Annotated in this window: 10 protein-coding genes, 1 tRNA gene and 3 pseudogenes; 6 read left to right on the top strand and 8 right to left on the bottom strand. The window is 67.0% G+C overall.

All coding sequences use genetic code 11. The features are described 5' to 3' along the window. On the top strand, window positions 1-574 hold a 574-nt coding region (locus ACTWQJ_RS37065), incomplete at its 5' end, for a transposase (protein ID WP_443310840.1). Window positions 575-1,255: 681 nt separating this feature from the next. Here ACTWQJ_RS37065 and ACTWQJ_RS37060 read toward each other — a convergent pair. After that, window positions 1,256-1,687, bottom strand: a pseudogene (locus ACTWQJ_RS37060) (CPCC family cysteine-rich protein). Window positions 1,688-1,917: 230 nt separating this feature from the next. Between ACTWQJ_RS37060 and ACTWQJ_RS37055 the strand changes: the two are divergent. Next, the gene (locus ACTWQJ_RS37055) at window positions 1,918-2,460 is read left to right on the top strand and encodes a DUF4262 domain-containing protein (protein ID WP_443310839.1); all 543 of its coding nucleotides are present in this window, start codon (window positions 1,918-1,920) and stop codon (window positions 2,458-2,460) included. A 2-nt stretch (window positions 2,461-2,462) separates the two neighbouring features. After that, window positions 2,463-2,554 (top strand) — tRNA-Ser (locus ACTWQJ_RS37050). 338 nt (window positions 2,555-2,892) lie between these two features. Here the strand turns inward: ACTWQJ_RS37050 and ACTWQJ_RS37045 are convergent. Both ACTWQJ_RS37045 and ACTWQJ_RS37040 read right to left on the bottom strand, forming a co-directional pair. Then, window positions 2,893-3,249: pseudogene (locus ACTWQJ_RS37045) on the bottom strand (NUDIX hydrolase); the annotation flags it as partial. Between the two features lie 135 nt (window positions 3,250-3,384). Continuing rightward, window positions 3,385-3,621, bottom strand: coding sequence for a hypothetical protein (locus tag ACTWQJ_RS37040; protein ID WP_443310838.1), 237 nt, complete (start codon window positions 3,619-3,621; stop codon window positions 3,385-3,387). 56 nt (window positions 3,622-3,677) lie between these two features. On the opposite strand from ACTWQJ_RS37040, the gene ACTWQJ_RS37035 reads away from it, so the two are divergent. Next, entirely contained in the window at window positions 3,678-3,806 is a 129-nt protein-coding gene (locus ACTWQJ_RS37035) for a DUF6245 family protein (protein WP_443310837.1), read from the top strand. Between the two features lie 164 nt (window positions 3,807-3,970). On the opposite strand, the gene ACTWQJ_RS37030 is transcribed toward ACTWQJ_RS37035, so the two are convergent. The 3 genes from ACTWQJ_RS37030 to ACTWQJ_RS37020 form a co-directional block, all read right to left on the bottom strand. Next, the gene (locus ACTWQJ_RS37030; RefSeq protein ID WP_443310836.1) at window positions 3,971-4,240 is read right to left on the bottom strand and encodes a hypothetical protein; all 270 of its coding nucleotides are present in this window, start codon (window positions 4,238-4,240) and stop codon (window positions 3,971-3,973) included. Window positions 4,241-4,273: 33 nt separating this feature from the next. Beyond that, on the bottom strand, window positions 4,274-5,302 hold the full coding sequence (locus tag ACTWQJ_RS37025; protein ID WP_443310835.1) for a lysostaphin resistance A-like protein: 1,029 nt from the start codon (window positions 5,300-5,302) through the stop codon (window positions 4,274-4,276). Between the two features lie 518 nt (window positions 5,303-5,820). Beyond that, a complete protein-coding gene (locus ACTWQJ_RS37020; RefSeq protein ID WP_443310834.1) occupies window positions 5,821-7,878 on the bottom strand; it encodes a restriction endonuclease in 2,058 nt (685 codons plus the stop codon). A 391-nt stretch (window positions 7,879-8,269) separates the two neighbouring features. Between ACTWQJ_RS37020 and ACTWQJ_RS37015 the strand changes: the two genes are divergently transcribed. Continuing rightward, window positions 8,270-9,004 carry an SIR2 family NAD-dependent protein deacylase gene (locus ACTWQJ_RS37015; protein ID WP_443310833.1) on the top strand — a complete coding sequence of 245 codons (735 nt, stop codon included), beginning with the start codon at window positions 8,270-8,272 and terminating at the stop codon, window positions 9,002-9,004. 82 nt (window positions 9,005-9,086) lie between these two features. On the opposite strand, the gene ACTWQJ_RS37010 is transcribed toward ACTWQJ_RS37015, so the two are convergent. Continuing rightward, window positions 9,087-9,608 (bottom strand): ATP-binding protein, encoded by a 522-nt coding sequence (locus ACTWQJ_RS37010; RefSeq protein WP_443310832.1) that lies wholly within the window; start codon window positions 9,606-9,608, stop codon window positions 9,087-9,089. Between the two features lie 150 nt (window positions 9,609-9,758). Between ACTWQJ_RS37010 and ACTWQJ_RS37005 the strand changes: the two genes are divergently transcribed. After that, window positions 9,759-10,301, top strand: a complete 543-nt coding sequence (locus tag ACTWQJ_RS37005; protein WP_443310831.1) for a DUF1707 SHOCT-like domain-containing protein — start codon at window positions 9,759-9,761, stop codon at window positions 10,299-10,301. Window positions 10,302-10,398: 97 nt separating this feature from the next. Here ACTWQJ_RS37005 and ACTWQJ_RS37000 read toward each other — a convergent pair. Beyond that, window positions 10,399-10,537, bottom strand: a pseudogene (locus tag ACTWQJ_RS37000) (IS630 family transposase); the annotation flags it as partial.

The following is a 10,537-nucleotide window of genomic DNA, read 5'->3' as shown; positions in this document are numbered from 1 at the left end:
GTATCTCCATCAACGCTGGCGCGAGGGCTGCCACGACGTCCCGCGTCTCCACCGCGAGATCCAAGAACAGGGATTCACCGGCGACGTCCAGAGCGTCCGCCGGTACTTCCGCCCGTTCAAGAAGCCGCACAGCCCGCTGCCGAAGTCACCACCCGCATCCCCGCCCCCGGTCAGGACACCTCCCAAGCCCCGACGCGTGGTCCGTTGGATCATGACCGCCCCCGACCGGCTCCCAGAGGCCGACGTTGCGGAGCTCAAGGAGATCCGCACCGGTTGTCCGCACCTGGACCTCACCGTCCGGCACGTCCGCGACTTCGCCGCGATGATGCGAGACCAGAACGCCGAGGCCCTCCCCGCCTGGATGGACCGGGTCAAAGCCGACGACCTGCCCGCCCTGCACTCGCTGGTCAACGGCTTCCACCGCGACCTCGACGCCGTCACCGCCGCCTTCGCCACCCCCTGGAGCTCGGGCCAGGTCGAAGGTCACGTCACGAGAGCCAAGCTCCTCAAGCGCATGGGCTTCGGCCGCGCGCACCTCCCGCTTCTCCGCAAACGCATCCTTCACAGCCCATGACCGCGCAGTCGTCACAAGATCTCCGACAGAGCCAAATTTCATGACCGTCCACATGGGTGTTAGCTTTCTGGCGTGATGGGCCGGTTCGATGTCTCCGTTTACGGGCACGGCGGCCAAAGGGACGGGAATTGAAAGGTCCCCGGGTTCGCTTCGGGATTCCAGTCGCGCCAGCGCACCGCCCCCTCCCACCGCACCTTGGCGACGAGACCTCTTCGTCCCGAAGCAACTTGGGTGAGGGCTCTGCCTTGGGCTGCTGTGCCTCTCACCTGCGCTGACGGTCCGCAGGCGTCCGCACTTGTTCGCCGGTGTGCGTCGGCGTTGTCACGCAGTCAGACACTCAGCGGGGCTCAACGGTTCACCGCCCTTGTCTTGGCGGTCAACTCAACTCGGCGGTCCGGGACATCCAAGCGAAGGCGTCTGCTGTTCGAGTAGCCAGCGATCCGGTCCGCCAAGAATCGGTGATGTCGGTCCAGCCGTGGAGGTAGGCGCTGCGCGCGCCGTGCTCTGCTGCTTGGTCGTAGAAGAGGCTGAATCTGTAGACCCTGCCGTCTTCGGAGATGACTTGGCCGTCCTCGTGATCGGTCTTGCAACCGGTATTGGGAAGCAGCGGGCACCGTCATAGTGCAAGCTGCCGGCGACCGGGCTGGCGCTTTGTCCTAGCACAGGCAAGCGGTCGACACTTCAGGAGTTCGATCTGCGAGGCCTTGGAGGAGCGGTCGGCCGTCCTTCGAGCACGCTGGCTGAGCCGTCTTTGCTCGATCTGATCCGTTGCTGTTCACCGTCGTTGATGTCAGCGGTGGATGTCACGACCACGAGGGTGCCCGTTCCGTACGTCGTCCCACTGTCCGGGTGTTCCTCGGGCAGAGGGTCGCGTACGAACTGAGCGCAGTACTCGTTGCACGCCCCGATCGCCTCGAAGTTCTGGCGTGCCTGCCGCAGGCTGAGGCCGTGGTTCGGGCCGCCGCGGACCTCGTCGGCGTCGTGCTCGTCCTGGCCATCGTCCTCCTAATAGCAGACATCGCAGATCTCGAACGCTCCACGCTCGGCCAGGGTGATGAAGCCGCAGCAAGGGCAGCGATACGGCCCGTCCTCGACACTGCCACGAACAATCATGAAGGTCACGGCTGCATCCTCGTCCACCGGCGTCGTACACGCCCAGGGCTTTTCAGCGGCCGTCTTCTTGCCCTGGGTCTTGCTAGGGATCTTGGCGACCTGCGTCTTCGCTGGTCTGGGCGCTCCCCGTCTCCTCCTGGATGGTCGTCATTGGTCGCTGCTGGCTGCCGCTGATCGGCCTCGGACGGCCCGGAGACGGCCCCGTGTGCGAGCAGGCTTACTCTCCTCGGATGGACGACTCCCCTTGCTTCTGCCTCCTCTGCGCCCCGACGGAATGGGGTGGCCCCGTGTGGGAGGAACGCGACAGCCGCATAGCCAAGAGTGTCGCGGACTTCGGCTGGCACGTCATGGGCGTGGCCGGCGGTGATGCCCCCGGCGATTGGGGCTACTCCATCGGCCTGTGGCACACACTGCGGAGTCCCGAGGTAAGCGTGTTCGGCCTTCCCTCGCAGACCGCGATGCGCGTGGCGAACGCCGCTGGGGCAGCAATACGGGACGGCAACCCACTCGAGCCCGACCAGCGCCGGGGCGACGTTCTCAACGGCTACGATGTGGCGGTCCGGCCCGTGCACCCCAGCTGGTACCACGACTTCTTCGGCGCAGGCATCGACTTCTACCAGACCCCGCCACTGCCCATCACGCAGCTGTTCTGGCCGGACAAGGCCGGGCGGTTCCCCTGGGAAGAGGGAGCGGACGAGCGCTGCCGCACGAGTCAACCACTGCTCTGGATTCCAAAAGACGAGACCACCGGCCCATGGACCGAAATCACGTGAGGGGTGGAGTCTCAACGGGTGACTCAACCCGCTTGAGCAATCTTGAAAACCGTCGTGGCGTGAGCCACCGTGGGTTCAAATCCCACACCCACCGCGCACATGAACGGCCCCTGACCAGGTGAAGCGGTCAAGGGCCGTTGTGCTGTGAGGTGCCCGCTCGTCACCGTGATTCCCCGCGGCTTCCCGTACGATCGGGCACGGATGGGGCACGGGCACCTTCTGATCCGTAGCTCTACAGAGATCGGTCATCGAGCGATAGGCGAATGGTCAATCGCTGAGGCGAAGGTCGGTGATGAGGCGGAAGCGTTCCAGAACCGCCAGCGTCGCATCGTCCACGGTGAACTCGGGGTCCCCAACACCGCACGCATCTCCTCGCTGTCCCGCGATCAGGTTGCTCCGTCGCCACCTGCCGAGCGACCTTGCCGGAGATCGTCAGCCGAGGTAGGGCTTAATCCGGTCAGACAGCCCACGATCGATCCGCATGCGCATCGACGGATGGATGTTCAGGCTGTCCAGTCGACCGGGGTGCACGAACGCCACTTCCTTGCTCTCGCTGCTCGTCCGCAGCTCGCCGCCGACAATACGCGCCCGGAAGCAGATCGAGAACTGTTGGCGGACCTCACCATCGTCGTACGCCATGACGTGAGCCGGGTTGGTGTAGATGCCCACCAGGCCCGTCACTTCGACGTCGAAGCCGGTCTCTTCCTTCGTCTCCCGTACGGCGGCATGGGGCGCTGACTCGCCGACGTCGACCCCGCCGCCGGGCAGTGCCCAGAGGTTATTGTCGGTCTACTGATCAGCCTGTCGGCTGACCAGCGAGACAGAAGAAGCCCACGGCTCTGACCAGGTCGGATGCCGTGGGCTTCTGTCGTTGTTGGTCGGCGTCGGCTGACCTCGCACGGCCCAGGGACGGCCCGCGCTCGGTCACTCGGCAGGCGCCTCCCACTCCTGCAACCGCACCCTCACCTGGTGGTTGTGCTCGGCGTGCCCGATGACCTCGCAGATGATGCGGGCTCGGAGTACCGGCAGGTCCACCTCATGTGGCATCGCCGTGATCTCGGCCAGCTCTACGACGTCCCGAACGCCGTCGACACGGATGAAGACTCCGAAGGGCTGGCGTCCGATGACCTCTCCAGCAGAGCCGCAACGGTCGCCGCCCATCTCCGATGGATAACTGTCGAGTTGGCCTTTGACACACACTCAAGGTTTGGACGATTTTGGCGGTCCAGTCTGATCAGCTGAGGGCGGCTCACGGGATACTGGGCCACGCGATCGAGAACACCGACGTGCTGCTGAAGATGCTGGGGTCGATGGGGCGTAGGGAAGAGCAGAGAAGACACCGATGACGATGCGGCGCCGGCTTCGGCTTTCACCCGGGAGGCGCCTGAGGCGGTCATGGTGACAGCGGTGTGGGTCACCTCGTCCCGCTACGTCCGCAGTGCAGCGCTGACTCGGAGGCGTGACCACAGAGTGCGACGCCGACTATGAAGCGTGCGCCGGATCATCGTCCTCAGCCGGCGTCCCCTTTCTTCTTCGTACGGCCCTGCCGCAGCAAGGCGGGCAGACCCACGAAACCGACCGACCCGATCACCGCAAGCTTCCACGCCCCCTTGGTGACGAGCCACCCCAACCACGGATAGGGGACCCAGCCCAGCCAGGAGAACACCGCCAGCACAATTGCCGCCCCGCACACCGTTGCCGCGATCGTGGCGACGATCGCCACACCCTTGGACAACTTCTGCTCCTCGGACGCTGTGACGTCCGTCACTTCGTGGTCCATGCCTACTCCGTTCTCCGGTGAGGGGTAGATCTTTCAAGCTGTGGCGGCCGCAGCCTCCGCCAGGCGGCGAGTGGGTTCAGGGGCGGTGCGTGCGATGCGGAACCGGTGGCTCAGGCGCAGGACCACCCACGCGTACAGCGGCAGCACGATTGCCTCGGCCGCCAGCAGCGCCCAGGGGGCGTCCCCAGCGTTGGTGGTGGTATCGCTGAGCCCGTCCACGACGGTGGCGGAGAGGAGGAGGAAGAAGAGGTTGTTGACCACGTGGAGGGCGATGGCCGCCTCCAGGCCACCGGTACGGATCACCAGCACGCCCAGGACCAGGCTGAACAGGACCAGGCCGACGAAGCCCCACGGCGTGCCCAGCCCGTGGGACAGGGCGAACAGCAGACCTCCCGCGGTGATGCCGACCCAAGGGGTGCGCAGGTAGCAGCCGAAGATCTGGGGGATCCAGCCGCGGAAGACGTACTCCTCGGCGGCGGCCTGGAGTGGCACCAGCAGGACGAGCATCGCGGCGGCGGCCAGGAATGTCGGCCAGCCCACCCAGGCAGCGGGCGTCGACTCGGAGGCTCCGGACCCGGACACAGCGGTGAAGACGGTTAGCAGGCCGAACAGGAGCAGTGTCGCGGCCACGGCCACCCCCAGGCAGACCAGCAGCCAACGCCGGCGCAGCCGTCCGGTCACCGAGGACAGGGTGCCGGCCGGTCGGCGTTGCACCAGGCGCGCGGCAAGCAGCGCCAGCGGGAGCAGGAGCGCGAGTATGAGCAGCGAAGCGGCGTTGTCCCACAGGGGATCGGCGAACAGTAGGTCGCCCGTGCCCTGCTCGGCTCCGGCCAGCGAGGCCGCCACACCCAGCCCGGCCATCAAGGGGAACAAGAACAACCACCAGCCGGCCACGGCGGCCAGCGTGGCCCCCAGCGGACGCCACCAGCGGTACCGTTCGGTCCGCGCCAACCGGTGATAGGGCGTTCCGGCCGGTGCGGCGATCACGCGTGAGTTCGGTGGGGGTGCTTGGCCGCCGCCATGGGGCATTCCCTCCGCCGGTGCATGATTGTGGGCACTCATGGATTCCACCTCGATCTCAATGGCTTGACTGAGGCCTTCGTCCTTTGATGCGGCCCCAAGGTCAGCAGACACGACCGCGAAGATGTCCGTCATGCCCCAAAAACACGTGGCTTGACGCGACGGTGTGCCTTTGTTAGGCGAGTGGTGGTGAGCTCAGAAGCGGACGGAGAGGCAACGTTCGCAGCCCCGCTTTCAGCCCTTGGTGGCGGCGGTGTGCCAGGTGCCCACGCGGTCGGCGGAGCGGCTTTGGGCCGGAGCTGCTTTGGCGCGAGTGATCATGGCCCCGTAAACTTCCGGCGCGTCGGGCAGTCTGTGGACCTGCCTCCTGCCGGGCTGGAGCGGGGCGGAGACAGGAACGCAGGCCCGGCCGGCGTGCCGGGCCGCGCGCGGTGAGCGGAGCGAGCCGCCCTTGAATCAGTAGAGAGCCTTGCAACTCGGTCACCGTGCCCAAGTGCCCCAGGCCAGCCAGGTGTGCCATCTGCATGGCATGCCCGGCACTACGGATGAGCCCAGGGGCGTTACTCCACTTCGATGCCGTAATCCTGGACCAGCTGCTCCAGACCACCCGTGTAGCCCTTCCCGCCAAGCACAAAGTCCCAGTCGCCACTCGGCCTGCGCCGGAAGGAGCCGAGCACCAACGCGGTCTCACGGGAACGGCCGTCGGAGACCTCAAGCCGACCGAGTTCGGTCATCGCCGGGTCCAGCAGCCGGATGCAGGCATCGGTGAAACCGGACAGGTCGGCCTCCGGGTTCACCTCTGGGTCAACAGCCGCCACCAGCACGAACCGATCAGCACCTTCCGGCAGCGCCTCGAAGGAGACACGAATCGCCGCCTTGTCCGGCGCCGCAGCCGGCACGGCGCGTACCGAGCCGTCCGGGGTCTGCGCGTTGTTGAAGAAGACGAAGTGGTCTTCGCTGAGAACTCGGTTGCCATGGCAGACGAGCGCGCAGACGTCCAGTGCGACGTTGCCGGACCACGTCATGCCCAACACGTTGTAGTCCTCAGGCGGAGTCGCAGGACCGGACGGTGCCGGCTGCGCCCGGGCCGTCCGTCCGCCCTCGGCCAGGCGACCACGGAGCCCGTGTCGGTGCAGCAGGTCCACGAGCTCGCTGCCCGAGATCAGCTCCAGCGGCTTGCCACGAGCGAAGGTGTGCGAGCCAGGGCCGAAGCCGGACGTGGTCACCAGAACGCCCTTGTTGGCTCCGCGGTCCTGGACCGTGCCGAACAGGTCGCGCACCGCCGCGGGCGGCACCGTGTTGCGGTAGCGCTTTACCTGGACGACGATCTTGCCGCCTCGGATGGGAGTCGGGTCCAGCGCGTCGACATCCACGCCACCGTCATTCGAGCGCTGTGTCGTCACAGCCTGCATCCCCATGGCGCGGAACAGGTCGGCAACGAGGGACTCGAAGGCGATCGGGTCCATGTCGTACAGGTCCGGCTCCTCATCACCGCCGTGAGTGACGACGCGGTTCCCGACGTCCTGGGGCTGCCGGCTCGGCCGTACAGAAGTGAGTTGGTCAGGCCGGGTCGCGAGCTGGCCCCTCAATGCCTCCGTCAGGCAGCTGGTCGCGTCCACCTGTTCCAGATGCAGGTCCGTGAAGACCGCTCGCTGAGCCATGACGGTCGCCAGGAAGATGTGCGCTTGCCTACCTGTCGCCGGATCGTGGGTGTCCACGAAGCCGTTCAAAGCCCCCGAGTCGACGATGCCGTACTCGTCCGCCGTGAAAAGCTGATGCAAGACCAGCAGCATGCTCTGCGCCAGCACCTCTCGGTACAGCGCACGGCGCTGGCTCACAGGACGTGCCGTCTCCTTGTCCTGGTCCTGGGCGGGTACATACCTCACCGACTTCGCTTCCGGGACTACGCCGTACCCGGGCAGCTCCCAGTCCAGCACCAGTTGCCGCCCCGCTGAGTCGTAGGCCGCCGCGACCTGGCGGGGAAACCCCTCCGGCCACGCCGTCGATGAGTAGAGGGCAGCGGAGAAATACTCGACAACGGAGTCAGGATCGCCCCGTCTGACCCCCTCGGTCGCCTCGACAATTCCGGCGTTGTGCCGACGCACCTCGGCCCGCGTAGCCTCTGCCCTCTGCTCGTGGTCCCGCTGCAATGCCGTCAACTGCTGCTGGCGCTGTGCTTCGGCAGCCTGTGCCGCGTGCCAGTCGCGCTCGAAGCGGGACCGTGCCTCGGCCTGCGCCTGTGCACGCCGGTTAGCGGTCCAGCCTCCCTGCGGCTGGTAGTGGCTTTGGTCCGGCATGCGTACAGGCCACGCGAGCGGCCCCGGATCGAACGGCGGGATCTCTTCCACGCGCATCACGGACGACGCTCTGAAGGCCGGCGCCTGGCAACCGGCGGTCAGAAGCCCCTGCAAGGTCGCAACCTGTGCGTCCAGCTCTTCCGTGCGCCGCCTGGCCTCCGCCTGTCGGTACTCCCGGTGCCCCTGAGCGGCAAGTCGCTGATAGGCCCGCGCTTGTCGAGCCTCCTCTCGCCGTCGCCTCTCCTCAGCCTCGACCTGGCGCTGATACTGACGCTGCATTTCAGCCCAAGTACTGACAAAACCAGCAGAGCGACGACTCATGCGCTCAGGCCCTCCCCAGGACGTCGGCAGCGCCGACCGAACTCTGGTTGCCCCCCGCAACCAGTCATGACAAAACGACTTTATCCAGCAATCGCCGTCCTGGATATCAACTTGCCACAGGCAAGTTGAGTCGACTGCTCGGCAGGTCACCGCGTGCGGCAAGGACGACAAGACCACCCGTGCACGCTGCTGATCGCCTCGGGCACCGCACTGCCGACGACTCGAAGCTCCGCATTCATGACCGTCAGAGGCAGTAGCTTCTCACCGGGGCGGCCCGATTTGTACAGACGTACGACGATAGTGCGGTCGCCGGACGCAGCTGGCCGGCTCGGGGATGGGCGCTCCTCATTATCCGTTAGCCCCGAGCGGGCGGGCGTCCTACGCTCGGCTCATGAACAGGCCCCTCGTCGCCATCCTCAGTGGCGCAGGTATCTCCACCGATTCCGGAATCCCTGATTATCGCGGGCCGAACGGGCTGTGGCGGCGGGATCCCGAGGCCGAGAAGCTCGTGACGTACGAGTACTACATGGGCGACCCGGAGATCCGCCGCCGCTCGTGGCAGATGCGGCGGAAGAACCGGACGCTGCGGGCCGAGCCGAACGCCGCGCACCGGGCGGTGGCGGAGCTGGAGCGGGCCGGGGTACCGGTGCGGGTGATCACGCAGAACGTGGACGGGCTGCACCAGCTGGCCGGGATGCCCGCCCGCAAGGTGCTGGAGCTGCACGGCACCGCCCGTAGTGTCGTCTGCACGAAGTGCCATGCTCGAGCCCCCATGGAAGACGCGCTTGCCCGGGTCGAGGCCGGTGAGGACGACCCGCCGTGCCTGGAGTGCGGCGGGGTCCTGAAGTCGGCGACGGTGATGTTCGGGGAGCGGCTCGACCCGGTGGTGCTGGGCGAGGCCGTCGCGATCACCAAGGCGTGCCAGGTCTTCATCGCCGTCGGGACCAGCCTCCAGGTACAGCCCGCCGCCGGCCTCGCGGGGGTCGCCGCCGACCACGGGGCCCGGCTGATCATCGTCAACGCCGAGCCGACCCCGTACGACGAACGCGCCGACGAGGTGGTACGGGAGCCGATCGGAACCGCCCTGCCGAAGCTGCTGCACCGGCTCAGCACGACGAGCAACTGACAAGCATCCCCCGCGACTCAAGGGGCGGCGGCGCGTACGCGGTGCCTGCCACCTGCGCCTGTTTTCGCATGGCGGGCGGACCTCAACTCTTGACGGCCTCTGCGATCTGCAGGGCGGCCTGGGCGGGCGTGAGGTGCGTGGTGTCGACGACCTCGGCCTCGCCGTGTAGCCACGTGCGGGCCGCCTCGGCGTAGGGCTCGAGGTATTTGAGGCGGAACGGGGAGGGGCCCATAACAGTGTCCCCCTCGATGCGCCCGCGGAGGGTGTCTTGGTCAGCGTGGAGGACGAAGTGCCTTACTGGGATGGCATGTTGGGCGAGGCCCGTGCTGATCTCGCGCCAGTACTGCTCGACCAGGACAGTCATGGGCATCACCAGAGTGCCGCCGGTGTAGTCGAGTACGCGGCGAGCGGTCTCGACGACGAGCGGCCGCCACGGCGGCCAGTGCTGGAAGTTGTCCGTCTCGGGCAGCCCCGGCGTGATGTCCATGAGTGTCTCGCCGACCTTCTCGGCGTCGAACACCCGTGAATCCGGGATCAGTTGCTGCACAAGTGGACTGGTCGTCGTCTTGCCTGCGCCATGGGTACCGTTGAGCCATACGATCATGGGACCCGACGCTAGTGCTTTGACCGCGCAGGTTCGCCGCGTTGAGCCATTCAAGGCCATGATGACGAGCGGCCGGCCTCCCCATCGGATGCCTTGCCCGCTACGGACCTTGGCGCGTTCGCATCGCCGGCACGGCACTAGGGTGAAACGGTGACTTCTCTGCCGGAAGACCCACCGCCACTGTTGAGCGAAGACGACCGGGACACGGCCGTGCAGCGCGTGCAGGAGGCGTACGCCGAAGGGCACATCTCGCACGAGGAGATGGACGAACGCCTCCACCAGGTGCTCACCGCCAAGACGCACAGCGAGCTTGTGTCGGTTCTGACCTCGCTCCCGGAGGAGAATGCGGGCACAACGTCCACGATTGCCGCCGCCGGCGGACGGATCAAGCGCCGCGGCGCATGGCGGGTACCTCGGAACCTCCAGGTTGCGTCCGCATACGGAAGGGTGTACCTGGACCTGTCCCGGGCGGTCATCGAGCATCCGGTAGTTGACATTGAGTTGCAACTCGGCACCGGCAGGGCCAAGATCACGGTGCCTCGCGACGCGATCGTCGACCTCGACGATCTGCACACCGGGTGGAAGGACACGCTCTACAAGCCCCGGCGCCGCTCCCGCCCCGGCGGGCCGAGGATCCGGATCTCCGGGGCCATGGGGTTCGGGCGGTTGAAGATCCGCCACGCGCGGCGTTGAGACCCGTCCGGCATCAGGACCGCCTGCGCTACCGCCATTCGGCAAGTCACGGGGCCTCCCGGCTAGTGCTGTGACCGCATAGGTTCGCCGGGTGGGGTCAGGCCGCGGTGGCGAGGGGGCGCCCGCCCCATCGGATGCCTTTCTCGCTGCGGATGCGGGCGCGTTCACGGCGTTCGGCGGCCAGGACGTCGCGGTGGCGGGTGTTGGCGTTGCGCCAGCGCAGGTAGGCGTGCAGG

The sequence above is a fragment of the Streptomyces sp. KR55 genome (assembly GCF_052245645.1).
GTDB classification, from domain to species: Bacteria; Actinomycetota; Actinomycetes; order Streptomycetales; family Streptomycetaceae; genus Streptomyces; species Streptomyces flavusporus.
Note: the sequence above shows the minus strand (reverse complement) of the source record. Positions and strands in the feature narration are given on the sequence as shown.

Coding starts and splice junctions, on each gene's coding strand:
- ACTWQJ_RS37055 (WP_443310839.1), top strand. CDS start 1,918: ATGGACGACTCCCCTTGCTTCTGCCTCCTCTGCGCCCCGACGGAATGG.
- ACTWQJ_RS37020 (WP_443310834.1), bottom strand. CDS start 7,878: ATGAGTCGTCGCTCTGCTGGTTTTGTCAGTACTTGGGCTGAAATGCAG.
- ACTWQJ_RS37010 (WP_443310832.1), bottom strand. CDS start 9,608: ATGATCGTATGGCTCAACGGTACCCATGGCGCAGGCAAGACGACGACC.
- ACTWQJ_RS37025 (WP_443310835.1), bottom strand. CDS start 5,302: ATGAGTGCCCACAATCATGCACCGGCGGAGGGAATGCCCCATGGCGGC.
- ACTWQJ_RS37040 (WP_443310838.1), bottom strand. CDS start 3,621: ATGGGCGGCGACCGTTGCGGCTCTGCTGGAGAGGTCATCGGACGCCAG.
- ACTWQJ_RS37030 (WP_443310836.1), bottom strand. CDS start 4,240: ATGGACCACGAAGTGACGGACGTCACAGCGTCCGAGGAGCAGAAGTTG.
- ACTWQJ_RS37015 (WP_443310833.1), top strand. CDS start 8,270: ATGAACAGGCCCCTCGTCGCCATCCTCAGTGGCGCAGGTATCTCCACC.